The organism is Nonomuraea africana (genome assembly GCF_014873535.1).
Classification (GTDB): domain Bacteria; phylum Actinomycetota; class Actinomycetes; order Streptosporangiales; family Streptosporangiaceae; genus Nonomuraea; species Nonomuraea africana.
Map to the genome: position 1 here is coordinate 5,772,408 of NZ_JADBEF010000001.1, position 26,097 is coordinate 5,798,504.

At 68.9% G+C, this 26,097-nt stretch carries 29 protein-coding genes and 1 riboswitch; of the genes, 11 read left to right on the forward strand and 18 right to left on the reverse strand.

Annotated features, from left to right (window positions below; genetic code table 11):
* Position 1 precedes the first annotated feature (1 nt).
* The 5 genes from H4W81_RS27355 to ngcE all read right to left on the reverse strand — a co-directional run bounded on the left by H4W81_RS27355 (position 2) and on the right by ngcE (position 4,144).
* On the reverse strand, positions 2 to 526 hold the full coding sequence (locus H4W81_RS27355; RefSeq protein WP_192777443.1) for a superoxide dismutase family protein: 525 nt from the start codon (positions 524 to 526) through the stop codon (positions 2 to 4).
* A gap of 56 nt (positions 527 to 582) precedes the next feature.
* Complete coding sequence (locus tag H4W81_RS27360; RefSeq protein WP_192777444.1) at positions 583 to 831, reverse strand: 4a-hydroxytetrahydrobiopterin dehydratase; 249 nt, start codon at positions 829 to 831, stop codon at positions 583 to 585.
* Between the two features lie 10 nt (positions 832 to 841).
* Complete coding sequence (locus H4W81_RS27365; RefSeq protein ID WP_192777445.1) at positions 842 to 1,684, reverse strand: carbohydrate ABC transporter permease; 843 nt, start codon at positions 1,682 to 1,684, stop codon at positions 842 to 844.
* A gap of 1 nt (position 1,685) precedes the next feature.
* A complete protein-coding gene (locus tag H4W81_RS27370; protein WP_318781994.1) occupies positions 1,686 to 2,606 on the reverse strand; it encodes a carbohydrate ABC transporter permease in 921 nt (306 codons plus the stop codon).
* Between the two features lie 89 nt (positions 2,607 to 2,695).
* Complete coding sequence (gene ngcE, locus H4W81_RS27375) at positions 2,696 to 4,144, reverse strand: N-acetylglucosamine/diacetylchitobiose ABC transporter substrate-binding protein (RefSeq protein WP_192777447.1); 1,449 nt, start codon at positions 4,142 to 4,144, stop codon at positions 2,696 to 2,698.
* A gap of 164 nt (positions 4,145 to 4,308) precedes the next feature.
* Between ngcE and H4W81_RS27380 the strand changes: the two genes are divergently transcribed.
* Positions 4,309 to 5,547: an alkyl sulfatase dimerization domain-containing protein gene (locus H4W81_RS27380; RefSeq protein ID WP_192777448.1), complete on the forward strand. Its 1,239-nt coding sequence runs from the start codon at positions 4,309 to 4,311 to the stop codon at positions 5,545 to 5,547.
* A 559-nt stretch (positions 5,548 to 6,106) separates the two neighbouring features.
* On the opposite strand, the gene H4W81_RS27385 is transcribed toward H4W81_RS27380, so the two are convergent.
* The gene (locus tag H4W81_RS27385) at positions 6,107 to 6,679 is read right to left on the reverse strand and encodes a TetR/AcrR family transcriptional regulator (RefSeq protein WP_192777449.1); all 573 of its coding nucleotides are present in this window, start codon (positions 6,677 to 6,679) and stop codon (positions 6,107 to 6,109) included.
* Between the two features lie 72 nt (positions 6,680 to 6,751).
* On the opposite strand from H4W81_RS27385, the gene H4W81_RS27390 reads away from it, so the two are divergent.
* Complete coding sequence (locus H4W81_RS27390) at positions 6,752 to 7,324, forward strand: dihydrofolate reductase family protein (protein WP_192777450.1); 573 nt, start codon at positions 6,752 to 6,754, stop codon at positions 7,322 to 7,324.
* A 17-nt stretch (positions 7,325 to 7,341) separates the two neighbouring features.
* Positions 7,342 to 7,590, forward strand: coding sequence for a hypothetical protein (locus H4W81_RS47650; protein WP_225958816.1), 249 nt, complete (start codon positions 7,342 to 7,344; stop codon positions 7,588 to 7,590).
* 123 nt (positions 7,591 to 7,713) lie between these two features.
* Here H4W81_RS47650 and H4W81_RS27400 read toward each other — a convergent pair whose 3' ends face one another.
* The 6 genes from H4W81_RS27400 to H4W81_RS27425 form a co-directional block, all read right to left on the reverse strand.
* Positions 7,714 to 8,253, reverse strand: a complete 540-nt coding sequence (locus H4W81_RS27400; protein ID WP_318781995.1) for a DUF1062 domain-containing protein — start codon at positions 8,251 to 8,253, stop codon at positions 7,714 to 7,716.
* Between the two features lie 238 nt (positions 8,254 to 8,491).
* On the reverse strand, positions 8,492 to 9,034 hold the full coding sequence (locus H4W81_RS27405) for a Tn3 family transposase (RefSeq protein WP_192777452.1): 543 nt from the start codon (positions 9,032 to 9,034) through the stop codon (positions 8,492 to 8,494).
* Positions 9,035 to 9,449: 415 nt separating this feature from the next.
* Entirely contained in the window at positions 9,450 to 10,202 is a 753-nt protein-coding gene (locus tag H4W81_RS27410) for a hypothetical protein (RefSeq protein WP_192777453.1), read from the reverse strand.
* 106 nt (positions 10,203 to 10,308) lie between these two features.
* Positions 10,309 to 11,181, reverse strand: a complete 873-nt coding sequence (locus tag H4W81_RS27415; RefSeq protein ID WP_192777454.1) for a tectonin domain-containing protein — start codon at positions 11,179 to 11,181, stop codon at positions 10,309 to 10,311.
* Between the two features lie 993 nt (positions 11,182 to 12,174).
* Positions 12,175 to 13,404 carry an aminotransferase class III-fold pyridoxal phosphate-dependent enzyme gene (locus tag H4W81_RS27420; RefSeq protein ID WP_192777455.1) on the reverse strand — a complete coding sequence of 410 codons (1,230 nt, stop codon included), beginning with the start codon at positions 13,402 to 13,404 and terminating at the stop codon, positions 12,175 to 12,177.
* A complete protein-coding gene (locus H4W81_RS27425; protein ID WP_192777456.1) occupies positions 13,391 to 14,302 on the reverse strand; it encodes a carbohydrate kinase family protein in 912 nt (303 codons plus the stop codon). The genes H4W81_RS27420 and H4W81_RS27425 overlap by 14 nt, the downstream gene beginning before the upstream one ends.
* Positions 14,303 to 14,351: 49 nt before the next feature.
* Here H4W81_RS27425 and H4W81_RS27430 point away from each other — a divergent pair, with 49 nt between their 5' ends.
* The gene (locus H4W81_RS27430; RefSeq protein WP_192777457.1) at positions 14,352 to 14,936 is read left to right on the forward strand and encodes a TetR/AcrR family transcriptional regulator; all 585 of its coding nucleotides are present in this window, start codon (positions 14,352 to 14,354) and stop codon (positions 14,934 to 14,936) included.
* Positions 14,933 to 15,577 (forward strand): class II aldolase/adducin family protein, encoded by a 645-nt coding sequence (locus H4W81_RS27435; RefSeq protein ID WP_192777458.1) that lies wholly within the window; start codon positions 14,933 to 14,935, stop codon positions 15,575 to 15,577. Before H4W81_RS27430 ends, H4W81_RS27435 begins: the two co-directional genes overlap by 4 nt.
* 4 nt (positions 15,578 to 15,581) lie before the next feature.
* Here the strand turns inward: H4W81_RS27435 and H4W81_RS27440 are convergent, their stop codons facing one another.
* On the reverse strand, positions 15,582 to 17,153 hold the full coding sequence (locus H4W81_RS27440) for a DUF885 domain-containing protein (protein ID WP_192777459.1): 1,572 nt from the start codon (positions 17,151 to 17,153) through the stop codon (positions 15,582 to 15,584).
* A 22-nt stretch (positions 17,154 to 17,175) separates the two neighbouring features.
* Here H4W81_RS27440 and H4W81_RS27445 point away from each other — a divergent pair, with 22 nt between their 5' ends.
* Complete coding sequence (locus H4W81_RS27445) at positions 17,176 to 18,381, forward strand: DUF4032 domain-containing protein (protein ID WP_192777460.1); 1,206 nt, start codon at positions 17,176 to 17,178, stop codon at positions 18,379 to 18,381.
* Here H4W81_RS27445 and H4W81_RS27450 read toward each other — a convergent pair.
* On the reverse strand, positions 18,375 to 18,977 hold the full coding sequence (locus H4W81_RS27450) for an NAD(P)-dependent oxidoreductase (protein ID WP_192777461.1): 603 nt from the start codon (positions 18,975 to 18,977) through the stop codon (positions 18,375 to 18,377). The genes H4W81_RS27445 and H4W81_RS27450 overlap by 7 nt on opposite strands.
* Before the next feature lie 54 nt (positions 18,978 to 19,031).
* Between H4W81_RS27450 and H4W81_RS27455 the strand changes: the two genes are divergently transcribed.
* Together H4W81_RS27455 and H4W81_RS27460 are read left to right on the forward strand one after the other, a co-directional pair.
* The gene (locus H4W81_RS27455; protein WP_192777462.1) at positions 19,032 to 19,391 is read left to right on the forward strand and encodes a winged helix-turn-helix transcriptional regulator; all 360 of its coding nucleotides are present in this window, start codon (positions 19,032 to 19,034) and stop codon (positions 19,389 to 19,391) included.
* Between the two features lie 94 nt (positions 19,392 to 19,485).
* Positions 19,486 to 20,244, forward strand: coding sequence for a hypothetical protein (locus tag H4W81_RS27460; protein WP_192777463.1), 759 nt, complete (start codon positions 19,486 to 19,488; stop codon positions 20,242 to 20,244).
* On the opposite strand, the gene H4W81_RS27465 is transcribed toward H4W81_RS27460, so the two are convergent.
* From H4W81_RS27465 to H4W81_RS27480, 4 genes are all read right to left on the reverse strand, one after another.
* Positions 20,201 to 21,073, reverse strand: coding sequence for an alpha/beta fold hydrolase (locus H4W81_RS27465; RefSeq protein WP_192777464.1), 873 nt, complete (start codon positions 21,071 to 21,073; stop codon positions 20,201 to 20,203). The genes H4W81_RS27460 and H4W81_RS27465 overlap by 44 nt on opposite strands.
* A gap of 55 nt (positions 21,074 to 21,128) precedes the next feature.
* Positions 21,129 to 22,001, reverse strand: a complete 873-nt coding sequence (locus H4W81_RS47655; RefSeq protein WP_225958817.1) for a hypothetical protein — start codon at positions 21,999 to 22,001, stop codon at positions 21,129 to 21,131.
* Positions 22,002 to 22,185: 184 nt separating this feature from the next.
* Positions 22,186 to 22,320: riboswitch (cyclic di-AMP (ydaO/yuaA leader) on the reverse strand.
* Between the two features lie 499 nt (positions 22,321 to 22,819).
* Positions 22,820 to 23,023: a DUF5302 domain-containing protein gene (locus H4W81_RS27475; protein ID WP_192777465.1), complete on the reverse strand. Its 204-nt coding sequence runs from the start codon at positions 23,021 to 23,023 to the stop codon at positions 22,820 to 22,822.
* A 125-nt stretch (positions 23,024 to 23,148) separates the two neighbouring features.
* Positions 23,149 to 23,955, reverse strand: coding sequence for a universal stress protein (locus H4W81_RS27480; protein WP_192777466.1), 807 nt, complete (start codon positions 23,953 to 23,955; stop codon positions 23,149 to 23,151).
* 154 nt (positions 23,956 to 24,109) lie between these two features.
* Between H4W81_RS27480 and H4W81_RS27485 the strand changes: the two genes are divergently transcribed.
* From H4W81_RS27485 to H4W81_RS27495, 3 genes are read left to right on the forward strand one after another with little or no spacing between them, the layout of a single operon-like run.
* Positions 24,110 to 24,358 carry a DUF1876 domain-containing protein gene (locus H4W81_RS27485; RefSeq protein WP_192777467.1) on the forward strand — a complete coding sequence of 83 codons (249 nt, stop codon included), beginning with the start codon at positions 24,110 to 24,112 and terminating at the stop codon, positions 24,356 to 24,358.
* A gap of 49 nt (positions 24,359 to 24,407) precedes the next feature.
* Positions 24,408 to 24,830, forward strand: a complete 423-nt coding sequence (locus H4W81_RS27490) for a CBS domain-containing protein (RefSeq protein ID WP_192777468.1) — start codon at positions 24,408 to 24,410, stop codon at positions 24,828 to 24,830.
* 6 nt (positions 24,831 to 24,836) lie between these two features.
* Positions 24,837 to 26,090, forward strand: a complete 1,254-nt coding sequence (locus H4W81_RS27495; protein WP_192777469.1) for a phosphoribosyltransferase — start codon at positions 24,837 to 24,839, stop codon at positions 26,088 to 26,090.
* The last annotated feature ends 7 nt before the right edge of the window (positions 26,091 to 26,097 follow it).

Sequence of the window (26,097 nt, forward strand, 5' to 3'; positions counted from 1 at the left end):
CCTAGCGCAGCGTGAGGCAGGCGACGCGGGAGCCCGCCGTGCCGTCGGGCGCGGTGGGCTCGGCGTGGATCACCAGGGAGCGAGGCAGGCGCTCGCCGTGGAGTGTCCAGGCGTGCCGGGCCGAGGACGTGCCCGCGCCCGTCGCGTCGGTCTTCAGGTCGAGCCAGACCTCGTTGGTCGCGTCGGCGTGGGAGTGCGCGTGCTGGTAGTGCGGCCCCGCGTCGTCGGGCTTGGCGCCGCAGGGGTTGACGTGCAGGTGCACGCCGTACGACCGGTTGGGCAGCAGGCCCTCGGCGACCAGCGAGGAGCGCGTCTGGCCCGCCACCGACTCGACGGTGGCGCTGGCCTGCGCGCCCTCGGGCGCCAGCTTGCGGTCGTAGACGATGACGGCGCCGGAGGCGGCGAACTCGCCGCCGCCGGAGATCCGCACCCCGTTCGGCGTGGGACCACCGGCGACGCTCGGCGCGCAGGCCACGGCTGTCGGCGCGGCGGCCAGGAGTGCGAGCAGCAGGGCAGGCAGGCGCATCAGGGAACTCCCCAGAGGTGGCGACAGGCCGTCCACTCTAGTGAGTAATCAGCCGTTCACACCCCGTGTTTACCCGCTATCTCGTCGATGATGGCCGCCAGCTGGTAGTCGAGGTCGGTGAGACCACCGGCGTCGTGGGTGGTCAGGGTGAGGTGAAGCGTCCGCCAGCGGATGTCGATGTCCGGATGGTGGTTGAGCTCCTCCGCCTTGACCGCGATCTCGTCCACGATGCGGATGGCCGTGGGAAAGTCCGGCGCGGTGATGGTGCGGCGGATCTCCTCGCCTTCCTTCTTCCATTCGCTCATGCGGCCCACGTTACTTCAGGGCGCCCGCTCCGAGCCCGGACTGGATCTGCCGCTGGAAGATGATGTAGACGACCAGCACGGGGATGATCGCCAGGTTCAGGGCGGCGAAGAGCGCGGGCCAGTCCGCCTCGTAGCCGGCGATCGTGGAGATGTCGGCGATGCCCTGCGTGATGACCCACTTCTCCTTGTCTCCCGGCACGAGCGCGAGCGGCAGCAGGTACTGGTTCCACTGCCCGAGCACGTTGAAGATCGTGATGCTGATGATGCCGGGCTTGGCCATCGGCAGCATGACCTGGAAGAACGTCCGGGTGTGGGAGGCGCCGTCGATCTTCGCCGCCTCCGCCACCGCCTCGGGCAGCGTGCGGAAGAACGCCGCCAGGAAGAAGACGGTGAACGGCAGCGAGTAGGCGATGTAGACGATGACCAGGCCGACGTGCGAGTCGAGCAGGCCGAACTGCTTGACGACGAAAAACAGCGGGCCGATGGCCAGGAAGACGGGGAAGGCCATGCCCGCCACGAACAGCAGGTAGATCAGGCGCTGGCCGGGGAAGGTGTAGCGGGCCAGCACGTAGGCGGCCATGGAGCCGAACAGCATGGTGCCGGCCGTCCCGAAAAAGACGACGACGACCGTGTTGATCATGTACGTGCCGACGTGGGCCTTGTCCCAGGCGCGCGCCCAGTTCTCCCAGCGCACCTCGGCCGGCAGCTGGAGCGCGTCGCCGAAGATCTCGGTGTTGTTCTTGAAGGCGGCCAGGAACGTCCAGAGCAGGGGCAGAATGATCAGCAGGGCCCAGATGACGAGGGCCAGATGCGAAAGGCCGCTGAAAACGCTGGGCTTGGGCTTGTTCCGCATGTCAGAGCTCGATCTTCTCGCGCCTGGAGACGCGCAGGGTCAGCACCGCGAAGGTGATGGTCAGGAAGAACAGGGCGACGCCCATCGCCGAGGCGTAACCGACCTTGTTGTAGGAGAAGGCGGTCTTGTAGATCTCGACCGGCAGCACGGTGGTGGCGCCGTCGGGGCCGCCCGCGTCCACCGACAGCACCTGGATCAGGGCGAAGCAGTCGAAGGCGGCGATGCCGAGATAGACCCAGCCGACCTGGATCGTGTCGCGCAGCAACGGCAGCGTGATGGAGAAGAACAGCCGGAAGCGGCCCGCGCCGTCGAGCGCGGCGGCCTCGAAGTAGTCCCTGGGGATGGCGGCCATGCCCGCGGAGAACAGCACCACGTAGAAGCCGACCGCCTGCCAGATCATCACGGCGAGCAGCGACCACAGCGCCAGGCTCGGCTCGGTGAGCCAGCCGACGGGGTCGAGCCCCATCTTGATCAGCGCGCCGTTGACGACGCCGCTCTCGTCGGGCCGGAAGATGGCCTTCCACAGCACGCCGACGACGGCGACGGCGAGCACCTGGGGGGCGAAGAAGACCACCTTGTAGAAGGTGGAGCCCCAGACGCCCCGCATGCCCGCGCCGCGCGATCCGCCGCCCAGGTTGAGCAGGAAGGCGAAGAACAGCGCGAACGCGATGGTCAGGAGCGGCAGCACGAGCAGGATCACCGCGTGGTTGCGTATCGCCTGCCAGAAGACCTCGTCATCGAAGAGCTTGCCGAAGTTGGCCAGGCCGACGTACGTCGGGTTCCGCTGGTACCCGTTCCAGCTCGTCAGCGCCAGCTGGAACGCCTGGATGTAGGGGCTGATGACGAAGACCAGATAGAGCGTCAGCGGGACGACGAGGAACCCGGCGACGAACCCGTACTTGCGCAACCGCTCTGTGCTCACCGGTCGCTCACCACTCCTCATTCGCTACGCGGACCCGCTCGTCCCTCACGGGCCCACTCCGCTCACTGCGTCGGGTTCGCTCCATCGAACTAGGCGTTCCTCGTCTGCTTCGCGATCGAGGAGTCGGCCTTGATGTCGTCGGCCTTCTTCTGGACCTTGTCCAGGTACTCCTCGACGGTCATGCGGCCGGCCATCAGCGTGTTCTGCTGCTGCCAGGCGTAGTCGAACAGCTCCTTGTACCAGCCTTCGAAGCGCGCGTCGGTGATGATGTTCTGGCCGGCGGCGTCCTGCGCCTTGGCGGCGCTGACCAGGCCGGGGGTCAGGTCGAGGCCCTCGGCCGCGCCGTTGACGACGGTGAGGTTCTTGGTCTTCTCCGTAAAGCCCTTCGCGCCCTCCTTGGAGAGCATGAGGCGCAGGTACGCCAGGCCGCCCTGCGGGTTCTTGCCCTTGGCGGCGACGATGAAGTTCTCGCCGACGCCGACCTGGATGGCGCCGTAGGGCATCTTGTCGGCGGCGGTGACGCTGGGGATGGGCGCGATGGCGTACTCGAAGTCCTTGGGCTTGTCCTTGACCATCTCGTTCTCGAGCCAGGAGCCGCAGGGGTAGAACAGCACCTTGTGCTGCAGGTGCTTGATCTGGGTCTGGGTGTGGTCGAGGCCGAGGTAGGACTTGTCGCCGAAGGCGGTCTGCACCTCGAGCCACGCGGTCACGGAGGCCTTGACCGCCTCGGACTTCCAGGCGTTGTCGACGAGGTTGTCGATGTCGATGATGACCTGGTTGCCGCCGATCTTCGCGGCGGTGTAGAGCATGTTCCAGAGCTGGTAGTACGGGCCCTTCTGACCAGGGAAGGCGAAGAGGGCGATGCCCTCCTTCTTCGCGGTCTCGCCGAGCGCCTTGAACTCCTCCCAGGTGGCCGGGAGGGTCCAGCCCTTGTCGGCGAAGAACTTCGAGTCGTACCAGAGGGCGCGGTGCGACACGATGTAGTTGAGGACGAGGTCCTGGCCGTTGAGCTTGGCGTTCTCGAGGGCGGCGGGGGTGATGGTGTCGCGGACCTTCTTGCCGGGGTCGTCGACGGAGGGCGCGTCCCACAGCGGGGTGAGGTCGGCGAGGTGACCCTCGGCGGCCAGGGCGGCCAGGTCGAGCGCCTCGGGGCCCGAGTTGTTGACCACGTCGGGCACGTCGCCGCTGAGGAAGCGGGGACGCAGCTGGGTGCCGATGTTCTGGGTGCCGACGTGCTTGATCTGCACGCCCGCGTGGGCCTTGGTGTAGAGCGGCTGGTGGACGCCGGTGGCATAGGCGTCGCCGAGTCCGCCGCTGAAGATGACGACCTCGAGCGGCTTCTTGGCGTCGACGCCGAGCGGATTGGCGGCCGAGACGAGGCTGGAGATCGAGGCGCTGGCGCTGGCCGAGGCCGCGGGCTCGGCTCCGCCGCCGGTGGCGCAGGCGCTGAGGAGGCCCGCGCCGGGGCCGGCGACGAGAGCGGTCAGGCCGATCCGGCGCAGCATCTGGCGCCTGGTGATCTCTCCCGGGTTGGTCATGGGGGCTCTCCTCATGAAGGATCAATTAGGAAAGTTTCCTAAACGTTCGCCTGAACGTACGGAGGGCCCGCGACCTCGGTCAAGTCCTTGAGACGCAGCTGTGACCTTGAGATGTCACACCGTGACCCTTGCCTAGAACCTTGTTCTACTGTGAGGCTGCTTCCATGATTGAGGAGTACGCGGACCGCGTCTGGCGCGGCGAAGAGGCTGACAGCATCGTCGACAACGGCATGGACGGCAAGGGCGTCCAGCCGATCGCCGACGGACTCGGCTGGTGGCCCGGGTTCGGCAACGTGATCGCCTTCGAGACCGAGGGCGAGCTGGTGCTCTTCGACACCAGCAGCGGCTACTCCGCCGCCCGGATGCACCAGGACGTGCGCGCGTGGAGCGGCGCGCCGCTGACGACGGCCTTCTTCTCCCACGGCCACTTCGACCACGTGTACGGCCTGGGCCCCTTCGAGGAGGAGGGCCGCAGAGCCACGGTCTACGCCCATGAGGCGGTCGGCGCCCGCTTCGACCGCTACATCCTCACCAACGGCTACAACGCGGTCATCAACCAGCGCCAGTTCCAGGCGCCGAACCTGCGCTGGCCGAGCGACTACCGCTACCCCGACGTGACCTACCGCGACTCCCTCACCGTGCGCAGGGGCGGGCTGACCTTCGAGCTGTTCCACGCCAAGGGCGAGACCGACGACGCGACCGTCGGCCACGTCCCCGAACATCGGCTGCTGCTGCCCGGCGACCTGTTCATCTGGGTGACGCCCAACTGCGGCAACCCGCAGAAGGTGCAGCGCTATCCCCGTGAGTGGGTGCACGCGCTGCGCAGGATGGCCGCGCTGGACGCCGAGATCATGCTGCCCAGCCACGGCGCGCCCGTCTTCGGCGCGGACCGGGTCAGGCAGGCGCTGCTGGAGACCGCCGAGTGGCTGGAACACCTGGTCACCCAGACGCTGGACCTGCTCAACGCGGGCGCCCGCCTGGACGAGATCGTGCACACCGTCAGGCCGCTCGACCGTTACGCCGACCGGCCGTACCTGCGGGCCCGCTACGACGAGCCCGAGTTCGTCGTGCGCAACATCTGGCGGCTGTACGGCGGCTGGTACGACGGCAACCCGGCTCATCTGAAGCCCGCCCCCGACGCCGTGCTCGCCGCGGCGGTGGCCGAGCTCGCGGGCGGACCCGCCGCGCTGGCCGACGCGGCGCTGAAGGCGCTGGGCGAGGGGGACGAGCGCCTGGCCGGCCACCTGGCCGAGATGGCCGCGCTGGCCGCCCCCGGCGACGCGGGCGTGCACCGCGTGCGCGCCGAGGTCTTCGGCACGCGCGCGGCCCACGAGAGCTCGCTGATGTCCAAGGGCATCTTCACGTGGGCCGCGTCGGAGTCCGCCAAGATCGCCGAAGCCTAGTCTTGTGGCCTGCGGCTGCGGGCGGGTGTACCGGATCGATCGGCGGATCGTGAACTCCTCGTGCAACGCCCTTCAGGAGACCACAGCGGGGCTCCTGGTGCCCGAGGTGCTGATCGAGGCCGAGCCCGGCATCAAGGTCACGCCCCCGGCCGATGGGGCGTGCCCGGCGGTGTGGCGGGTCGGTGTCGACGCTGCATGGGCACAGACCGGGACGCTGACCTTCAGCCGCAATCTCGCAGGCGCAGACCGAACATACGAGCAGGTCACGGAGGTCCCGGCGGTGACGATCCCACGCGCAGGGGCGTGGGCTCTACTGGGCAGACCTGTGCCGTTGGCTCCCAGGTTGGCTCCCACAGAGACGGAAGAGACCGGTTAGCCCAGAAAGCAACAAGGCCCGTGACGGCATTTCGCCTGTTCACGGGCCTTTGAGCTTGTGTGCGGCCGGAGGTACTCGAACCCGACCTTCTGATCCGTAGCCAGTTCGAGATCGCGAGCGTCCAAAGATCGCTTCCCACGCGAGGAGTGATCGTTTCCCAGAATCGCCGGGTGGCCTTACACGTCAGGCATTCAGCGATCTTCGCACGGCGGCGTCCACCAGCTCGTGGATCTCCTGCTCGGTGAAGATGTCGGGCAGTGTCAGCCGCTCCACGATGAGCCAGTTCAGAGCGAGGTAGAGGAGAACCACCGAGGTCGAGTCGCCGGGCAGACCCGAGGCGGCGTGGTAGCCGATGTTGGCGTCGATGTCCTCGCGGATGCGCTTGGTCAGCACGGCGCGCAGCTCAGGGCGCCGAGTGGACTCCAGCCGGAGCTCGAGCAGGGCCAGGTAGCCGGAGTTGAAGGCGGAGACCCGATCCACCAGTTCGTGCATGAGCTCGGCGTAGCGGGTTTGGTCCTGCACGCCCTCCCGGCTGCGGGCGATCGTGGCCTCGTCGGGCAGCAACCGCTCATAGATGCGCCCGCCGACCTGGGTGAACAGGTCGTCGCGGTTGGCGAAGTAGTTGGAGGCCGTGCCCGGGGGCACGGCCGCCTCCGCATCGACGGCCCGGAAGGTCAGCCCCCGCGCTCCTTCCCTGGCCAGCACCTCGATGGCCGCGTCGATCAGCGCCTGCCGCCGCTCGGGATTCCTCCGCACTTGACACCACTCCGTCTGTAGTACTACGTTTTGACCACTCCAAACAGAGTACTACATCGAAAGTTGATCGATATGCGAAAGCTTGTCTACTACATCGCCGCCTCACTCGACGGCTACATCGCCGGCCCCAACGCCGAGTTCGACTTCTACCCCGTGTCGGACCAGATGGCCGCCTGGATCAACGACCGTTACCCCGAGACGCTCCCCACCCACGTCCGCAAACTTGTCGGCCTCGAGGGCGTGCCCAATAAGGTCTTCGACACACTGGTGATGGGCCGCGGCACCTACGAGCCGGCCCTGGACGTCCCCACCACCAGCCCGTACTCCCACCTGCGCCAGTACGTCGTCTCCAGCACGCTGACGATCGACGACCCCACGGTGCAGGTGGAGGCCGGCGACCCGATCGAGCTCGTCCGGCGGCTGAAGGCCGAGAACACCGGCATGGACATCTACCTCTGCGGCGGCGGCAGGCTCGCCGCCTCCCTGCTCCCGGAGATCGACGAGATCATCCTCAAGAGCTACCCCGTGGTGGCGGGCGCGGGCATCCCCATGTTCTCCGGACAGTTCAGCCCCACCCTGTTCACCCCCACCCGGCGCGAGTCCTTCGACAACGGCACCCAGGTCACCTGGCTCACCAGGGCTTAGCACCCCAAGGAGGAAGCATGCATATCAACCTCCCCGCCACGATCACCCAGGCCAAGACCGAGCACCAGGCCCGATCGCCGCACCGGCACGACCAGCCGGCGCGCGACCTCAAGCCCACGGGCCGGACCAATCTCTCTGCGTTCCAGGAACAGGGCGCCTCGATCGCGGCTCTCGCGCGTACGCACGGGGTGAGCCGGGTCGCCATCCGGACCGCGCTGGCCGGGCTGCTGCCTGACCAGGCGATCCCGCCCCCTCGGTCAGGATGATCAAGGGGGCGGAGAAGGGGGCGCCCGTCCCTGGGCGACTCCATGCCGCCGGAGCCGCCCAGGGGGCGAGAGGGATTCCGCGCGGATCCTTGAGAGGGGAACGCGCGCCGCGGCTACATCCCGCTAGTCCTCGGCCATCACGGTAAAGGTGAACCCGGCGCTCGTCGGACGGCGTAGCGGAATGTCGCACTTGATCCGGCGCAGCACCTCGTTCCTGCTGAGGCCGAGCCTGTGCGCGATGAGCCGGTCCGGGCGCACGGGTACCGGATCCTCGAAGACGACCTCCACCTTGACCGGCCACGCCTCGTCGAGCCATGCCGACGGGGTGTCCAGCCGCCAGGCCCCCTTCCAGTCCAGGGTGAAGCGGTTGCGCCGGGCGAACAGCGGATCCAGCAGCCTGGACGCCACCAGCTCCGGATCGTTGGCGTGGTAGCCGTCGAGCTCGGCCGGATCGAAGGAGGTGACCGGCGCTCGCTCGTGCACGGCGAGCTTGCTCGTCCGATTGCAGGACACGCAGCGCACCAGCAGCCACACGTGCAGCAGCTTGCCGTTGGCGTTGACGCGGAACCTACCCTCGCCGGTGGTCGCTGACTCCGACCCGCAGTCCACGCACAGCAACGACAGCAGAGGCAGCCTGGTCCGACGAACGACCCAGGGCAGCACAGTATGAGGTTGTGAAGACATGATCTCTCTAGACCTGACACGAGGCCGATCGCGCGCGGCCTCAAACGCTGTAGGACCGGGCGCACACGGGCAGCCCGGCAGAGCCGACGGGAGGGTCGGCTTGAAGGTGAGCGGAAGAAGGTGTCAGGTCTAAAGAGCAGGCGGGGTCACGCGGTTTTGTCCTCTGTCCTCACTACGACGGGGCCGCAGGCAACTTAGCGGAACACCGAAGGAAGGCTCAAACGGTTTTCCGGCGGAGGCGGTCAGGCTGCGGGGCCGCCTCGGTCTCGCCGTGGCGGCCGCCGTCGGCGACCCGCTTGATCCCCACGTTCGTGCCGAGTGCGTACAGGACCAGCAGCAGGCGTTTGCGGATCACCTCCCGCGGGGTCGCCTCTCTGGTCGCGACCGTGGTGAACGCGTCGGTGAAGTCGGTGACGAAGTCGGACTCCTTCAGAAACTCCAGTAGGTCGATGATCCCCCAGCGGGCGGCGACCTCGGTGTGCAGCGCCCGCAGGTTCTCCGGGACCTTCAACCTGCCCAGGTCGGGGATGTGCCAGCGCGGCTCGCCATGGTGCGTCTCGCGGCGGCGCAACGCGTCCTTCAACGACACGATCACGCACAGCTCGTTGGAGGCCCGCTCGATGACCCCGTCGGCGTCCACGACCGCCTCCAGCCAGCCGTCCGGCACCACACCCAGGATCGGGACGTTCTCCGAGGCGTCGTAGCGCCGGGTCGTGTTCGGGATGTCGGCGTACCGCCGCAGCAGATCCAGGGCGTCCATCACCGGCCGGTAGGCGGTGTTGTTGCAGCTCGATTGGGCAGCATCCGCCGAGCACGAGGGCCGCGGGCCAAAGATCCGCAAAGCCCGGCAGGAAGGCCTTGAACAATCCCGGCAACACCGCCTGAGGTGGCACCGCGCGAACCGGGGCGGTTCACATCTATTCGACGAGGTGAGAACAGCCAGGGCCCGGCGAACCCGCTGCGCGGACAGTCGCCGTGCACGGCGACTGCGGGGTCGATCTCATGGTGTTCGCCCTCCCGCCAACCGTTCCACGCCGGGCCGGTGGAGGTCGTAACTAAGCATCCCGTTCACCGGTCCTCCCAGGTCGTGCACGGACGACCGGAGGGCGCCGGCGACATTGGCTTCATAGTCACACGCTGCGGTACAGACCACACGAGACGTCTCTGCATCTCCCTTATCTGAGCTCGTCGGCTTCGAGGTACAGAGCGGCTCCGGTCTCCAGATTCACCTTGACTTCACGGTGACCTCGCGTGCCGGGCATCAGAATGAGAGTGCCCACGGCCCGTTCGTGATCGCGCAGCCGCTCCTCGGGATTATCACGACGGCCGTCGATCTGCAACAGCGATACCCGACCGTCGCCCACGTCAAGCGCACGAGGCGTTCCTGGGCTGTCGGCCGTGGTAACGGTCAGCTGTACGGGGAGCACCTGGTCGAAATCCGGCCGGGCAGTGATCTCGTGAGCCAGCCAGAGTTGAGTGGGCGAGCCGAAACACAGATAGGTCAACGGGCGCTGGCGGTCGTGCTCAGCCTGCGGATCAAGCGCGCGGAAGTATTGAACGCGACCGACCTGCACCGTCGTGTTCTTCACGATCGGAGTGCCTCCGCGCTCGAAATGTCCCTGGACCAAGGTCCCTGCCATGGAGTTCCGCTCGCTGTCCGCTTGGGGGTCGAGCTCCGTGATCGGGAACGGCTTGGGCTTGAAAGTGTGGAAGGCGCCATTGGCTGTGTGGAGACTGGCCCTGTAGGTCGCCTGTGCTGTCGGGTCCAAGCTGACCTGGAGCAGTACCTGGAAGCAGTGTTCGGGCATGGAGAACATCGGCAGGTGCGACAGGTAGATCCGGTCGTCGCCGAAGACCAGCATGCCGTGGACGCCCATCGTGTCAGCGTGGTGATGGTGGTCACCGCCGTGGTCGTGGTGGTTACTCATGGCCACTCCCTATGAAGAACACGACAGAGCGCAATGATCGAAACCTGTGGATCTGACGGGAAGGGTGTACCTAATGATGCCCCGTTCCTGCTGATGAAGGCTCCTCCTAATGCGGAAGATTGGGTCCCGGGATGTCACCGGCGTTGAACACCCGGCCGGCGGCCATGATCGAGTCTGCCGGGCCGCCGACCAAGGTCCAGGAATTCGGCGTGCCGTTGTAGCGATAGACAGCGCTTTTATCCGGAGTCAGCCCGTAGACCGTGTCCGAGGTGACGGCGAACGAGTGACCAGGCCCGCCGATGTGCTCCCAGTTGTCGGGGCTGCCGAGATAGTGATACAAATCGCCGCTGTCAGGGGTCTCACCCACCAACCCCCAAGGACCCGCATTGATCCGGCCCGCGGCATTCCCCACCTTGGTCCAGGACATCGGAGTCCCGTCATACCTGTACACCTGAGCCTTGTCCGGTGTCAGCGCATAAACGCTTTCCGCCGTCACCACGAACGAGGCACCAGGCCCGCCGATCTGCTCCCACTGGAACGGGGAACCGAGATAGTGGAACACTGCGCCCGTCGTGGGGTCGGTCGCGACCAAACCCCAAGCCCCGCCGTAGATCTGCGCGGCAGCAGTCCCGATCTGGGTCCAGGACATCGGAGACCCGTCGTACCTCCACACCTGAGACCTATCTGGCGTCAGCCCGTAAACACTCTCCGCCGTCACCGCGAACGAAGCACCGGGATCGCCGATCTCGTCCCACTCGGGGAACAGGCCTATCGCGGTCTTCGACACTCTCCGCAGGTAATGCACGTGACTGTCAGGGTTCATCGTGGCCGCCAGCCCGAAGACACCCCCGTAGAGTTCGACTGTGGAGCGATCACTGATCATGCTCCAGTTCATCGGCGGCCCGTCATACCGGAAAGCGGCGCTTTTATCCGGAGTCAACGCGCAGATGGTCATTGGAGTAGCCACCTGTAGTCCCATCAGCCTTGCTCCTTTCTCTCTCGCCCCGCGATCCCCGGACAGTCGTCGGTCAGAGCTGGCCCGCGACTGAACAACGACTAACTACGGCGCCCGAGCTTGTTAGGCAGGCGAACACTACTGATATCTGCTGCTATCTGCGGAGTTACCCAGCCGCAGCGCTGCGTCATCTCTCGCGTCGGCGGGCCCGCACCGAACCAGCCGCAAAGGGCCCCCACCCACAGACCGTGTCCGTATCACGTAGCCACCGGGCCCGCTTCATTCGCGGGTTATTATCCTTCACGTACCTCGAATGCCCATCCGAAGGCGAATTTCCCCGTACTTTTCGATACGCACTGGATCAGTCTTCGCGAATGCCTATGATCCGACAGGCGTCAAACTCAACAACGCCTCCTCACCCACCGGGCCCACGGACCAGGCGACCTCCTCAGAAGAGAGGCCGACATATCTAATATGCCATCTTCCACGAAAGCCGACTCGAGCGCGGGGAGTCAACACACTTAGACCGACTTTCCTGGTTGATGGCTGAACTCAAGGGACCTGCCGTCACGGGCAACGCCAACCCTCAGCCGATCTACGCGGTCATGTGTTCCAGATCAGCTTCTGTTTACCGGCACGAAACAATCTCGACTGGTCGTCCTGGATACCACTACGAGAGAGTCTCGACGGCGCACGTGGGGCTTTACCCCCGCGACCTGCGTACCGTTCTACGTGTCATCCCATACCGACACATCCAGCGGCGCCGACGCCGTACCCGAGGCCATCAGATGCGGACCCTGGGCGGTATCGCGCGACTGCCGGGCGTGGACGGCAAGACGATCAGCCAGTACCGGGTCGCGATCGAGGCCCCGCGTGCAGGACCGCGAGCAGCGGGGCAGCCGGACCCCGGCTCGGTCGCGGCGCTACGACAAGCACGAGCGCGCCGGCGGGGAGACGGGCAACGGCGCAACGGGACTTGGTCCAAGGCCGTCGTCACCGCTGTCGGGCCGGTGGAGATCACTGTGCCGTGTAGCCCCCGAGGTGTGCCCGCGTCTGCGCGAAGGCCCGGTCGGTGCCTTCCAGGGCGCGGTCGACGTCGTCCTCGGTGTGGGCGGCCGACAGGAACCAGTTGTGCCACGGGTGGAGGTAGACGCCGTTCCTGAGGCAGGCGTCGCTCCAGTACATCGCGGTCGACAGGTCGGCGTCGCCGTCGAAGCTCAGCCAGGGGATGGTCACGGGGCCCGTCTGGTTGACCGTGAAGCCGTGCGCCTTGGCCTGGGCGTGGAGGCCCTCACGCAGCCGGGTCCCCGAGCGGAACATGGTCGCGATGCCGTCGGTGTCGCGCAGCGTCTCGATGGTCGCCTTGGCGGCGGCCATCGCGACCGCGCTGAACCAGAACGAGCCGGTCGAGTAGAGCGTCTGCGCGGGGCCGCGGAGCGCGTCCGTGCCGGTGACCGCGGCGATGGGGTAGCCGTTGGCCATGGCCTTCGACCAGGCCGTCAGGTCGGGTCGCACGCCGTACTGCTCCCATGAGCCGCGCAGGTCGATGCGGAAGCCCGCGCGCACGTCGTCGATGACGAGCGCGGCGCCGAGGCGGTCGGCGAGGGCGCGGGCGCCTCGGGCGAAGGCGGGCTCGACGAGTTCCTGGTCCTCGAAGGAGTCGTGCTTGAAGGGGGTGACGATGATCGCGGCGACGTCGCCCTCGACGGTCGCGGCGGCGGCCTCCAGCGACTCCAGCGAGTTGTAGGTGAACTCGACCAGGTCGGCGCGCTCGTTGGGGGTGGTGCCCGCAGGCGATGGCGTGCACCAGGGATCGGCGCCGTGGTAGGCGCCGTGCGCCATCAGCACCTTCGTCCGGCCGGTCGCCGCGCGCGCCACCATGAGCGCCTGGGTGGTGGCGTCGGTGCCGTTCTTGGAGAACATCGCCCAGTCGGCGCTCGGGATCGTGTCCACGAGCAGCTCGGCCAGCTCCACCATGATCGGGCCAGGGCCGTTGAGGCAGTCGCCCTGGGCCAGCTGGCGGGCGGCGGCCTCCTCGACGACGGGGTGGCGGTGGCCGAGCACGACGGGCCCCCACGAGCACATGAAGTCGATGTACTCGCGCCCGTCCACGTCCCACTGCCGGCAACCTTCGCCACGGGCGAAGAACTGGGGGTAGCCGGGGGCGAAGATGGCCGCGTTGAGATGGCCGTACATGCCGCCGGGGATGACCTGCCGCGCGCGCTCGCGCAGCTCAGCGTCCTTCATCGAAGATCCCTTCCAGATCGCCCGCGTCGGAGCCGAGCCCGGTGGCGACGCGGGCGGCGGCCGCCGTACCCCAGTGGGCGGCGGTGACGACGTCGTGACCGCGCAGCAGTCCGGTGAGGAAGCCCGCGCAGTAGGCGTCGCCGCAGCCTGTGGTGTCGTTGACCGGCACCTCCAGCGCGGGCACCCGCGTCGAGCCCTCGGCGGTGACGACGAGACTGCCCTCCTCGCCGAGCGTGACCAGCACGCTGGAGACGCCGTCGGCCAGGAGGGCCGCGGCGGCCTCCGCCACCGTGGCCGCGCCGGTCATGGCCAGCGCCTGCGCGGCGTTGGGCAGCACGTGGTCGACGTGTGGGAGGAACGCGCGCGCCATGCCCAGCAGGTCGGGCAGTTCCGACAGCGGGTCCATGGTGATGATCGTGCCCTGCTCCCTGAGGGAGTCGAGGAGGGAGAAGAAGGCGGGGTCGCCGAGGCCGAAGGTGACGTCCATGCCGCCCAGGTGGACGGCCCGCGCCCGGCGCAGCACCTCGACGTCGAGGTCCGCGAGGCTCACGCTCAGGTTCGCGCCGGGCACGTGGAAGCTGGGCCTGCCGCCGTCCGGCCTGATCGGCAGGATCGAGGCGGCGGTCTGCTCCCCCTTGCGGCGGGCCAGGCGCGACACGTCCACCCCGTGCCTCGACATGGTCATCAGCAGGAAGTCGCCGAGCTCGTCGTCGCCGATCGCGCCCATGGACGTCACCTCGTGGCCGAGGCGCACCAGGTCGACGGCGGTCCCCGCGGCCGCGCCCGCGGCCGTGAGGCGGATCTGGTCGACCAGCACCGTGTCCTGCCCCGCAGGGATGGTCTCGACCGGACGGGTGAGGATGTCCACGATGTGCACGCCTACGGTCACCACGCTCATGGACCGGTAGTAGACAGACGTCCGAATAAAAAGTCAATATGCTGGTGCCATGCCGAAGATCGTTGACCACGACGAGCGCCGCCGTGAGGTGCTGTCCGCCGCGAGCACCGTCATCGTGCGCGACGGCATCGACGCCGCCACCAGCCGCGCGATCGCCAAGGAGGCGGGCTACTCCAACGGGGTGCTGGCCCACTACTTCGCCGACAAGGACGACATCCTGCTGTCGGCGCTGCGCGACTCCCACCGCCGCATCCGCGCGCGCATCACCGAGCGGGTGGGCGCCGCGCGGGGGCTGGCGGCGCTGCGCGAGGTGCTGATGGACAACCTGCCGCTCGACGCCGAGCGCGCCCAGGAGACACGGCTCGAGGTCAGCTTCTGGAGCAGGAGCCTGGCCGTCGAACGCCTGGCCGAGGTGCAGCGCGCGGAGGCGGCCGAGCTGCGCGCCGCCGTACGGCACCTGCTGGAGGAGGCGCGCGTGGCCGGGGAGATCCGCGCGGACGAGGGCCTCGACGACCTGACCGAACGCCTGCTGGCCCTGGTGGACGGCCTGAGCCTGCGCTCGCTGCTCTACCCCGACCGGCTGGGTCGCGCCGAGCTGGAGCGCATCATGACCACGACCTTGGAGGCACTGTGACCGCCGTCGACCTGCTCAGGCAGCAACTCTGCGAGTACGGCAGGCGCGCCGTCGAGCTCGGCCTGGTGCTCGGCACCTCGGGCAACCTGAGCGCGCGGCACGGCGACCTGGTGGCCGTCACGCCCTCCGGCGCCGCGCTCGACCGGCTGACGCCCGAGATGTGCCCTGTCGTGGACGTCGAGGGGTACCTGGTCGAGGGCGAGCTCCAGCCCTCCTCGGAGACTCCCATGCACCTGGCGATCTACGAGAGCACCTCCGCGCTGGCCGTCGTGCACACGCACGCGGTGTTCGGCACGGTCGTGGCGACCACGATGACCGAGCTGCCGCCCGTCCACTACAACGCGCTGATGCTGGGCGGCGTGGTGAAGGTCGCCGAGTACGCCACCTACGGCACGCCCGAGCTGGCCGCCAACATCAGGACGGCGATGGCGGGCAAGCAGGCGGCGCTGATGGCCAACCACGGGGGTGTGACCATCGGCGCCACGCTGGAGCAGGCCTTCGAGGCCACCCGGCTGCTGGAGTGGCTGTGCGAGGTCTACGTGCGCGGCCTGTCCGTCGGCAAGCCGGTGGTGCTCACCGACGAACAGCTGACCGCGGTCGTCGAGCGGATGGCGAACCCGCCCGCCTTCCCCAGGCGCTGAGCCTTCAGCCGCCGAGGGCGGCCTTCTCCGCCAGGCCGAGCGGCAGGCTGCCCGAGCCCGCGATCCTGTCGTGGAACTCCTTCTGCGTCCCGGTGAACGCCTTGGCGATCCGCTCGATCTCGATCGCGCCCGTGAGGTAGGAGGGCGCCTGGGTGGGCCACGCGCAGTACCTGTTGACCTCGCCCTTCGCGGTCTCGGGCGACAGCGACGAGTTGGCCAGCATGTACGCCTCGGCGTCCGCGATGGACATGTCCTCGCAGTGCAGCGCGGTGTCGACGACCATGCGGGCGGCGCGGAAGATGCGCGCGTCCAGGTAGCCGAGCTCGGTGGCGGGGGTGTCGAAGTAGCCGTGCTCGTTGATCATCTTCTCGACGTAGAGGCCCCAGCCCTCGTTGAAGTACGGCGTGCTGAACACCTTGCGGATGGTCCTGGGGTTGCCCGCCTTGTGCGCCAGGTGCCAGTGGTGTCCCGGGTAGGCCTCGTGCACGGCGATCGCGGGCATCTGGAACCGGCTGTTGGTGCGCAGGCGCTGCCGTACCTGCTCGTCGGTGAAGCCGTCGGGGGTGTAGGGCACGAAGAAGTACCCGCGCCTGGAGCTGGTCAGCGGCGGCGGGGAGATGTAGTGCGCCACGGACAGGATCGGCCTGTTGTACTCCGCCGACGGCAGGACAAGGCACTCCTCGCCCTCGGGGAAGGTCACGAGGTCGCGTTCGCGGACGAACTCGCGGGCGCGCTGGGTCTCCGCCTCGTACTCGGCGCGCATGGCCTCGAGGGTGGGCGGGTGGTCGTCGGCGAGCGTGGCCAGCGCGGCGCGCCAGTCGCCCGAGCCGTCGAGCCTGCGCGCCGCCTCCCGCATCTCGGCGTCGAGCAGCGCCACCTGCTGCCTGCCGCGCTCGTGCAACCCCGCCGCGCCGTACCCGAGCAGTTCCCTCTCGGTCAGCAGCGTGCTGTAGAGCTTCTCCCCCATCCGCCAGCTGCCGTGGGCCTCGAAGCCCTCGAGGAAGGTGACGAAACCGTCGAAGGCGCGCGCGGCCGGCTCGGCCGCCACGGCGAACCTGGAGCTGAGAACGGCGTCCTCGATCATCGAGGGGATGGTCCGCGTCAGCAGGCCGCGGGCCGTGCGGGCCTGACCGAGGGCGCGCTGCACCAGCAGGTCGGCCGCCAGGTCGGGGTCGAGGTTGGTACGGCAGGCCGCCAGCACGTCAGGCACCTCGCCGAGCTGCGCGATCGCCGCCTCGACCAGTTCCGCCTCAGGCTTGAGCGCCCGCTGGAACGGCACGAACAGGGAGGCGAAGACACCGCCCAGGTAGCCGGTCGGGTCCCTTCGCCACCACGGCCACGTGGCCATCGCGAGCTCGCCGCGCAGCTGGGAGACGGCGAGGTCACGGTCGATGGCGTCGTCGACGGTGGGGGTCTCCCACGCCGTGAGCCGTTCGAGCCACCCTGCCTGCTCACGCTCGTAGGTCAGCAGGCCCTCCTCGGTGTAGTCGCCGAGGGTGCGGTCGTACCCTTCGGCGCCGAGCAGCGTCGCGGAGACGGGGTTACGGGAGAAATACCAGGTGAGAAACTCGTCCACGTCCGCACCATATCCTGAGGAAATGCCGCTTCAGATCACCGGTGCGCTCGGCGACCCGGACCTCATCCGGCTCCCTTGGGAGCTCCCCCTGGAAGAGTGGCCGGCCCGCCATCTGGTGGACCTGCCGCGCGGTATCTCCCGCCACGTGGTGCGATTCGCCAGGCTCGGCGGCAAGGTCTACGCGATCAAGGAGATCAGCGAGCGGTACGCCAAGCGCGAGTACCGGCTGCTGTGGGACCTGGCCAGGCTGGACGCGCCCGCCGTCGAGCCCGTGGCGTACGTGACGGGCAGGGACGAGGGTCTCGACTCCGCGCTCATCACCAGGCACCTGCAGTTCTCGCTCCCCTACCGCGCCGTGATGTCCGGCACCCTGCGCCCCGACACGCTCACCCGCCTGCTCGACGCCCTGGCCGTGCTGCTGGTGCGGCTGCACCTCAACGGCTTCTACTGGGGCGACTGCTCGCTGTCCAACACGCTGTTCCGCAGGGACGCGGGGGCCTTCGCCGCCTACCTGGTCGACGCCGAGACCGGCGAGATGCACCCGATGATCAGCGAGGGCCAGCGGCTGCACGACATCGAGGTGGCCTACACCAACCTGTTCGGCGAGATGCTGGACCTGGAGGCGGGCGGGCTGCTGCACCCGTCCATCGACCCGCTCGACACCGCCGAGCAGATCACCACCCGCTACCACCGGCTGTGGGAGGAGATCACCCAGGACGAGATCATCGAGGAGGTCGACTGGCACAAGGTGGAGAACCGCATCCGCCGCCTCAACCTCCTCGGCTTCGACGTGGCCGAGATGATGGTGCGGCGCAAGGTCGGCACCGGGCGGCTGATCGTGCGGCCCAAGGTCGTCGACGCCGGCCACCACCAGCGCCGCCTGCTCCGCCTGACCGGCCTCGACACCGAGGAGAACCAGGCGCGGCGGCTGCTGAACGACCTCGACGGCTTCCGCGTGGCCAGGGGCCTGCGGCACGAGGACGAGGCGATCGTCGCGCACCGGTGGCTGGCCGAGGTGTTCCAGCCGACGATAGAGGCCATCCCCGACGAGCTGCGCCGCAAGCTGGAGCCGGCCCAGCTCTTCCACGAGGTGCTCGACCACCGCTGGTACCTGTCGGAGACGGCCGGGAGCGATGTGGGGCTCCCGGCCGCGGTGAAGTCGTACGTGGACACCGTCCTGGTCCACAAGCCCGACGAGAAGGCGCTCCTTCCCGACAAGGATCAGTAGGCGACGGAGATCCTGCGCCTCGGGTTCTCGGCCTTCTCGACCTCGTCGGCGATGGCCGCCGCGAAGTCCTCGGCGGAGATGAAGCTCCTGCCGTCGGCGTCGGTGAGCAGCTGGTCGCCGCCCACGCGGAAGACGCCCGTCCGGTCGCCGGGGGCGATCTCCGCGGCGGGGGCCACGAAGGTCCAGTCGAGGTCGTCGACCTCCCGGTAGAGGCCGAAGGCGGCCCGCGCCGCGAGGGCCTCCTTCTTGTAGATCTCGGGGAAGCCGGGCGTGTCGACGAGGCTGACGCCCGGCGCCACCTCGAGCCCACCGGCGCCGCCCACCGTGATCAGCCGCCGCACGCCTGCCTCGCGGACGCCGTCGATGAGGGCCCGGGTGGCGGCCAGGAAGGGCGCCTCGGGCTCTGTGCCGTCGCGTGGCGGGGCGATGGCCGAGACCACCACGTCGTAACCCCTGGCGAGCTCGCCCGCCTGCGCCACGTCGCCCTTGACCGGGCCCGACCTGCTCACGCCGGTGACCTCGTGACCGCGGTCGCCCAGCTCCGTCGCGATGCGCTGACCGATCATGCCGGTCGCGCCGAAAAGTAGGATCTTCATGAGCTCGATGGTATCCATTTGATACTGGTTACTTCATCGTGCTATAGATACCTCATGGATACCGGCGATGCCTTCGACCCGAACTGCCCGACCAGGCTGGTTCTCGACCGCATCGGCGACAAGTGGTCGGTGCTGGTCCTGCTGAGCCTCGCCGACGGCTCGATGCGCTTCACCGAGCTGCGCAACCGCATCGGCGGCGTCACGCCGAAGGTGCTGACCCAGACGCTGCGCGCCATGGAGGGCGACGGGCTGCTCACCAGGAAGGTCTTCGCCGAGGTGCCGCCCAGGGTGGAGTACACGCTCACCGAGCTCGGGCACTCGCTGCACGGGCCGGTCGCGGCCGTCACCCACTGGGCCGAGCAGAACATCGGGCGGATCATGGAGAGCCGCGCGGCCCTCGATCACACACGGTGATCTTTTCTATACGGTGAGCCTTTTCTCCTCCCGAGAGGAACATATCCCTCACCGGCCCCTTCCGGTCCGGCCGAACCCTCCATAGCCTGGCTCGGTGCGTCCGCTGGAGAGCCTCCTCACCGGGCTGGCGGGGGTCTGCTCGTCGGGTGCCCTGCGCGTGGGCAGATCCGGCGTGGTCTACCTGCTCGAAGGCAAGGTGACCTACATGGAGAGCGCCGAGACGCCCGGCGTCGAGGAGCTCCTGACCAGCGGCGGCAGGGTGAGCACCGCCGACATGGAGCGGGCCGTCACCAGGCGCGAGGGCGGCGAGCCGCTGTTCAGCGAGGGGCTGCTGACCCGTGAGGAGCTGGCCGAGGCCCTGCGCAGGACCGTGCTCGACTCGGCCCTGCTGCTGTTCGGGCTCGACAACACGCGGCCCAAGTTCCGGCCGAGCGAGCGCCACTGGCTGGGCCCGCACTGGCACTTCGAGGTCGACGAGCTGATCGAGGAGTGCGGGCGCAGGACGGCGGAGCTCGATCAGGTCTGGCCGTCGGACGAGCTCGACACCGCCCCCGTGATGCCGGTCCCCCGGCTGCCCGGCGAGCGGGTCTCGCTCACCGACCGTCAGTGGGAGGTCCTCGTGCACGCCGACGGCGCCGCCACGCCGCTCGAACTGGCCAGGCGGCTCGACCGGACGGCGTTCACCGTCCTGCTGGCCGTGCGGGAGCTGGCGGCGGCCGATCTACTGGTCAAGCCGCGGCGCACCGCCGCGCTGCCCAGGCGCGTCTCCAAGCCGCCCGGCACCGAGGTGCGCCACCAGCCCGCCGACCTCAGCCTGCTGCTGCGGCTGAAGGCCGGGCTTGAAGGGCTGTGACCGCGTCCATGATCTCTCCCCACAGCGGGCGCGGCAGGTCGTGCCCCATGCCGGGATAGGTGAGCAGCGTGGCGCCGGGGATGGCGGCGGCGGTGGCCCTGCCACCGGAGATCTGCACCAGCGGGTCGGCCTCGCCATGGATCACCAGGGCGGGCAGGTCCAGCCCGCCCAGCCTCTCGGTACGGTCACCGGAGGCGAGGATCGCGGCGAGCTGGCGGGTGGTCCCCGCGGGGTCGTAGGAGCGGTCGTAGGCCAGGCCCGCGACCTTCGCGACGCGCTCGCGGTCCATCTCGTAGCCGGGCGAGCCGATCACCGCCCAGATCTCCAGCGCCCGCTCGACGGCGGTCGCCCTGTCGGGCGCGGGCGGCGAGAACAGCGCGGCCATGGCCTCGGGCGTGGGCGGGCCCGCCTCCGGGCTGGGCGTGGACATGATCGAGGTGAGCGTGAGCACCCTGCCGGGATGGCCGATGGCGAGCGCCTGGGCGATCATGCCGCCCATCGAGACGCCCAGCACGTGGGCGGCCTGCCAGCCGAGCGCGTCCATGAGGCCGGCCGCGTCGTCCGCCATGTCGCTCAGCAGGTACGGCGCGGCCGCGCCTGGAGCGGGCTCGGGCACCCCCGCGTCGGTGAGATGGGTGGAGAGCCCCACGTCGCGGTTGTCGTACCTGACGACCTGGTTCCCCCTGGACGCCAAAAGCTCGCAGAACTCCTCGTCCCAGTGGACGAGCTGCGAGCCGAGCCCCATGATCAGCAGGAGCGGGCGGTCACCAGGGGTGCCGAAGGTGTCGTAGGCGATCTCGATGCCGTTGCTCTTCGCCATGAGCGTCATGCGGAACAGAATGACATTCTGTTCCGCATGACGGCAAGGCTGTCCGGCGGCGGTCCTAGCGGCGGACGGCCTTGCGGATCCGGCCGCGGCTCAGGAAGCCGGCGCCGCCCACGACCGCGAGGCCGCCGACGAGGGCGAGCGCGGTGCCGGTGTGGGAGGTGTCGGTCTCGGCCGCGGCGGCGGCGACGTTGGCGTCCAGCGTGGCGGGCGCGGCGGCCACGGCCTTCTCGGCCGCCTTGGCCTCCTCGGCCTTCTTCGCCGCCGCGACCTTCAGCGCGGCGACCTTCTCGGCCTCGGCCTTCTTCTTGGCCTCCGCGGCCTTCTCGGCCTCGGCCTTCTTGGCCGCGACGGCGACCATGTCCACGGGGGGCTTGGCCGGGTTGGTGTCCTTGCGGCCCCACGCGCCGGTGGAGAAGGCGACGGGGTGGTTCTTCTTGCCCACGCCGTTGCCCCACTTGGTGATGACGTACTGGACCTTGATGTGGCCGGCGCCGCCGTTGCCGTCCACGCCCAGCGTGCTGGAGTTGAACGTGCCGCCGGTCAGGTCGGCGAAGGTCTTGGCGTCGAGATCGAGCATGATGCCGTTGTTCGAGGGGTTGCCGGGACCGCGGTCACCGATGAAGAACGGGGCCTTCTTGCCCTTGTAGATGACGTAGCCCTCGGTCATGAGGGGCCAGCTCGGGCTGGCGGCCAGGCCCTTGCGCATCGAGATGCCACTGGCGGGCAGACCGGTGTCACCGGCGCGGCCGGAGGCGTCGTCCCAGTAGTAGGAGGCGGTGGTGGATCCCTTGAGGAGGGTCCGCTGCTCGGTGGCCTGGCTGATGTCGGGAGCGGTGGGCTCGGCGAAAGCGGCGGTGGCGCCGGCGCCGACGGTCAGGGCGGTGGTGACGAGCAGGGCGGAAACGCGCATGCCGAAGCGGGCGGTCATGAAAGTCCTTTGGTTGAGGCAATGGGAATGCCGCGCTCAAAGAGAGATCAGGCAAAGGCGTAGCCGGGCACAGGCCGAACGGACGCTACGCGGAGCGCGGAAAAGGGGGGAAGTGAAAGGGGGGCCGCTCTAGCAGGCGGCAGGCGTTATCGCGAAGGGGGCGTGGCGGTAGTGCATGGGGGTCTGGTCCTCTCCATCTCGCCTACCGGGTTAGCTGACGGGTTCGGGCGTGGAGATGCCCTACCGGCCCGTGGGCCGGATTCACCCCAATGAGATGGGTCCCCGGTTCCCGCACTGCGGGATTCGGCGCCAGCCGGCCTGCCTTCCTGGTGAAGGGCAAGGTCACCAGCTGGTAACGCAATGGACTCTAGGGGCAAAACACCCCAAAGGCAAAAGCAAACCCATGAATTGGGTAGAAGATCTACCCTTTATCGTCATGATTCGACAGGGTTGCTGTCGCCCGAAACCCCTGGGAAACCATGGAATGCGCGCATTCTGATCATTAATACGATCTAGCAAGGAAAATCATGAAATTCCTTGGCGAACGGCAGCCTGTTGCGCCCGCCGTACGGGGGGAACGGGGTGCGCGAGGTCACACTTCGGGGCGCTTTTCGGCCGCCCGCGCGCCATCGCCGGGTTGACCCTCGCTCGGCCCAGCGGGAGGTAAAGGACTCACTCCGGCGGCAGGTAAAGGGAGCACCTCATGCCGCCCCTGCCGTGGTCGGCCACTCGTCTCGCGACCCTCCAGCCGATGGGCGAGGGTCCGGCGAGATCCGGGGAGGGTACGGCAAGCCGTACCCTCCCCTGGAGACCAGGCGTCAGCCGCCGCTCTTACGACGGAAGGTCCGCTTGTTCGAAGCGGGACCGTGGGCGCCATGGATCTTCGACGGATCCTTCCCCCTGCCGCCCGCGACCGAGTCGGCGTGCTGGTTGTTCTTGCGCTCCAGCGCCTCGCGGAACTTCCGCTTCAGCTCATCCTCGGGGGCCTCGGTGGGCTCGGGTTCCGCAGGTGTTTCAGCCATCAGGACCTCCTGGTCTTGGGGACAGAGACAGCTTCGCACGACCGCGCGCACGCCGCGAAACCGGCTCGTCCCATGAGAACCTCGCCGAGGCCGGACCGACGGCCCCGGTCCCGCGCTCCGAGGGGTCAGCAGCCGACCACGGCCACCGGACAGCGCGCGTGGCGCAGCAGCGTGTGAGAGGCGGGCGTGGACAGTCCGACGAGCCCGCCGTGCGCGCCGACCACCACCATGGCGGCCCGCTCGGACGCCTCGACGAGCAACCTCTCGCGATCGCGCTCGTGATGCGTGTCCTGGATCACCAGGACGTCGGGGAAGGCCTCCTTCCACCCGCCGAGGACCTCGGCCATCAGGCGGCGTTCCTCCCGCGAGAGGTCCTCGTGCGGGCGCGGCCTGGGGTGCGACCAGGGATGCACGGCTCTGAGCGGAGTCTCGCGGAGCGCGGCCTCCTCGAAGGCGAAGGCCAGGACGCGGTCCTGCCCCTTCGCGCCGGTGATCTCTACGACGACCTCGCCGTGGGCGGAGGGTTCGCGGACCACGACGGTCGGGCACGGCGGCCGGGCCGTCAGCGCGCGGCTGGTGGAGCCCATGAGCAGCGAGGCGAACTCGCCGGCGCCCCCGCTTCCCAGGACCAGCAGCTGGGCGTCTGCCGCGCGTTCGGCGAGCGCCTCCTCCGGCCTGCCGTCCAGGATCTCCGTGGTGACCTCGAGCCCGTCGTACCGCGCCCCTGACACCGACACCACGTCCGCCAGCATGATCCGGGCGCGCTCGTCGGCCTCGACCGACTGGTTCACCGGGATGTCGACCGCCCAGCGCGGAATGGCGTGCGCGACGACCAGGGGCGCGCGCCGGTAGACCGCCTCCTCGGCGGCCCATTCGACCGCCCGCAGCGCGGCCGCCGATCCGTCGGTTCCCGCGATGACAGGGCCTCGCATGCTCCCTCCCCGTCTCAGGGCGCTCACCACCCGCCCAGCTGCCCTCAGCGCGAAGGAGAAAACGGTCCCATCCAGCGGTATGGGGATGGGCTTCCACTGTGATGAGCGCCACATCGAGGGTAAGGGATGGCCCTCAGGAGAAGGAGGCGCAGCGATGAACGAGAAACGCTGGGTGGTGGAGATCGACATCACCGAAGAGGGCGATCTCACCAAGGCCCACGCCACGCTGTCCGGTGGACGGCTGGCCGGCTACGGCGAGGCGCACCGCAACCCGATCGACCCGCCCGCCCCCGAGATCGGGGACGAACTGGCCGCGGGCCGGGCCCTGCAGGACCTGACCCACCAGCTGCTCGGCACGGCCAACATGGACGTGGCCCAGAACGCGGCCACCACGCCCAGCTGAGCCGGCGAGCATCACGCCCGGACGCGGGCGCACGAATGGGAGGCATCCCATGATGCAGAAGGTACGAGAGATCATGACACCGGCGCCGGTGTCACTGCCGTCGGGGGCGACCCTGGCCGAGGCGGCCAAGCAGATGCGCGATCACCACATCGGGGATGTGCTCGTCGTGGACGACGATCGACTCATGGGCATCGTCACCGATCGAGACATCGTCGTCCGCGCCGTCGCGGAGGGCAGCAACCCGCGGCAGACCTCAGTGGGCGAGGTCTGCAGCAGGGAGGACCTGACCTGCGTCAGCCCGCAGGACGACGCCGAGGAGGCCGTGGCGCTCATGCGGAGGAAGGCGATCCGCCGCATCCCCGTGCTCGAGGACGGCAGGCCCGTGGGCGTGGTGTCGCTGGGCGACCTGGCCCTCGAACGCGACTCCAGGTCGGCCCTCGCCGACATCAGCGCCGCTCCCGCGAACAACTAGCACGCCATGTTCGCCGATCGCAGCGAAGCGGGACGGCGCCTCGCTGAGAAACTGCGCCCGCTGGCCGGCGAGGACGTCGTCGTCCTCGGTCTGCCACGCGGTGGCGTGCCCGTCGCCTTCGAGGTGGCCGACGCCCTCGCGGCGCCGCTCGATGTCATCCTGGTGCGCAAGCTCGGCGTGCCGATCAGGCCGGAACTGGCGTTCGGCGCGATCGGCGAGGACGGCGTGCGCGTCCTGAACCACGACATCGTCAGGGGCGCCGCGCTCCGGCAGGAGGACATGGCGGCCGTGGAGGCCCGCGAGCGAGCCGAACTCCAACGCCGCGCCGAACAGATCCGCAGCGGGCGGCCGAAGATCGATCTCACCGGCCGGACCGCCATCGTGGTCGATGACGGCATCGCCACGGGAGCCACGGTCCGAGCCGCCTGCCAGGTGGCCAGGGCCCAGGGCGCGGCCCGCGTCATCGTCGGCACGCCGGTCTGCCCGCCCGAGACCGCGGTGCGGCTGCGGCAGGAAGCAGCCGACGACGTCGTGTGCGTGCTCACACCCGCGGCGCTCACCGCCATCGGCCAGTGGTACGCCGACTTCACGCAGGTGAGCGAGGAGCACGTGGCCGAACTGCTCTCCTGCGGCACGGGGTTGTCGGAGGAGGTGTGGATCGAGGCCGGCGACGCGGCGCTGCCGGGCGAGCTCGTCGTTCCGCGCGGCGCCCACGCGGTCGTGGTGTTCGTCCACGGCAGCGGCAGCAGCCGCTCCAGCCCGCGCAACCGCTACGTCGCCACGGCCCTGAACAAGGCGGGGCTCGGGACGCTGCTGTTCGACCTGCTCACCTCCGCCGAGGAGACCGACAGGGCCAACGTCTTCGACATCTCCCTGCTCGCCGGCCGGCTGAGCGAGGCCACCGAGTGGCTGCGCAAGTACCTGCCGCACGTCGTCATCGGCTACTTCGGGGCGAGCACGGGAGCGGCGGCCGCCCTGTGGGCCGCGGCCGTCCCGCAGGCCGGCATCACGGCCGTCGTCTCCAGGGGAGGCCGGCCCGACCTGGCCGAGTCGCGTCTCGCCGGGGTGGCCGCGCCCACGCTCCTGATCGTGGGCGGCAACGACACGCAGGTGCTCGAACTGAACCGGGCCGCGCAGGCCCTGCTGCGCTGCGAGAACCGCCTCGCCGTCGTCCCGGGCGCGGGGCACCTGTTCGAGGAGCCCGGAGCGCTCGAGGCCGTCTCGGCCCTGGCAAGGGAGTGGTTCACCAGGCATCTCTAGGCGATGA

Excerpts from the sequence above, each read along its gene's own strand:
- H4W81_RS27355 (WP_192777443.1), bottom strand. The coding sequence starts at position 526 with ATGCGCCTGCCTGCCCTGCTGCTCGCACTCCTGGCCGCCGCGCCGACA.
- H4W81_RS27360 (WP_192777444.1), bottom strand. The coding sequence starts at position 831 with ATGAGCGAATGGAAGAAGGAAGGCGAGGAGATCCGCCGCACCATCACC.
- H4W81_RS27365 (WP_192777445.1), bottom strand. The coding sequence starts at position 1,684 with ATGCGGAACAAGCCCAAGCCCAGCGTTTTCAGCGGCCTTTCGCATCTG.
- ngcE (WP_192777447.1), bottom strand. The coding sequence starts at position 4,144 with ATGACCAACCCGGGAGAGATCACCAGGCGCCAGATGCTGCGCCGGATC.
- H4W81_RS27380 (WP_192777448.1), top strand. The coding sequence starts at position 4,309 with ATGATTGAGGAGTACGCGGACCGCGTCTGGCGCGGCGAAGAGGCTGAC.
- H4W81_RS27390 (WP_192777450.1), top strand. The coding sequence starts at position 6,752 with ATGCGAAAGCTTGTCTACTACATCGCCGCCTCACTCGACGGCTACATC.
- H4W81_RS47650 (WP_225958816.1), top strand. The coding sequence starts at position 7,342 with ATGCATATCAACCTCCCCGCCACGATCACCCAGGCCAAGACCGAGCAC.
- H4W81_RS27405 (WP_192777452.1), bottom strand. The coding sequence starts at position 9,034 with ATGGACGCCCTGGATCTGCTGCGGCGGTACGCCGACATCCCGAACACG.
- H4W81_RS27410 (WP_192777453.1), bottom strand. The coding sequence starts at position 10,202 with ATGAGTAACCACCACGACCACGGCGGTGACCACCATCACCACGCTGAC.
- H4W81_RS27415 (WP_192777454.1), bottom strand. The coding sequence starts at position 11,181 with ATGGGACTACAGGTGGCTACTCCAATGACCATCTGCGCGTTGACTCCG.
- H4W81_RS27420 (WP_192777455.1), bottom strand. The coding sequence starts at position 13,404 with ATGAAGGACGCTGAGCTGCGCGAGCGCGCGCGGCAGGTCATCCCCGGC.
- H4W81_RS27425 (WP_192777456.1), bottom strand. The coding sequence starts at position 14,302 with ATGAGCGTGGTGACCGTAGGCGTGCACATCGTGGACATCCTCACCCGT.
- H4W81_RS27430 (WP_192777457.1), top strand. The coding sequence starts at position 14,352 with ATGCCGAAGATCGTTGACCACGACGAGCGCCGCCGTGAGGTGCTGTCC.
- H4W81_RS27445 (WP_192777460.1), top strand. The coding sequence starts at position 17,176 with ATGCCGCTTCAGATCACCGGTGCGCTCGGCGACCCGGACCTCATCCGG.
- H4W81_RS27450 (WP_192777461.1), bottom strand. The coding sequence starts at position 18,977 with ATGAAGATCCTACTTTTCGGCGCGACCGGCATGATCGGTCAGCGCATC.
- H4W81_RS27455 (WP_192777462.1), top strand. The coding sequence starts at position 19,032 with ATGGATACCGGCGATGCCTTCGACCCGAACTGCCCGACCAGGCTGGTT.
- H4W81_RS27465 (WP_192777464.1), bottom strand. The coding sequence starts at position 21,073 with ATGACGCTCATGGCGAAGAGCAACGGCATCGAGATCGCCTACGACACC.
- H4W81_RS47655 (WP_225958817.1), bottom strand. The coding sequence starts at position 22,001 with ATGACCGCCCGCTTCGGCATGCGCGTTTCCGCCCTGCTCGTCACCACC.
- H4W81_RS27475 (WP_192777465.1), bottom strand. The coding sequence starts at position 23,023 with ATGGCTGAAACACCTGCGGAACCCGAGCCCACCGAGGCCCCCGAGGAT.
- H4W81_RS27480 (WP_192777466.1), bottom strand. The coding sequence starts at position 23,955 with ATGCGAGGCCCTGTCATCGCGGGAACCGACGGATCGGCGGCCGCGCTG.
- H4W81_RS27485 (WP_192777467.1), top strand. The coding sequence starts at position 24,110 with ATGAACGAGAAACGCTGGGTGGTGGAGATCGACATCACCGAAGAGGGC.
- H4W81_RS27490 (WP_192777468.1), top strand. The coding sequence starts at position 24,408 with ATGATGCAGAAGGTACGAGAGATCATGACACCGGCGCCGGTGTCACTG.
- H4W81_RS27495 (WP_192777469.1), top strand. The coding sequence starts at position 24,837 with ATGTTCGCCGATCGCAGCGAAGCGGGACGGCGCCTCGCTGAGAAACTG.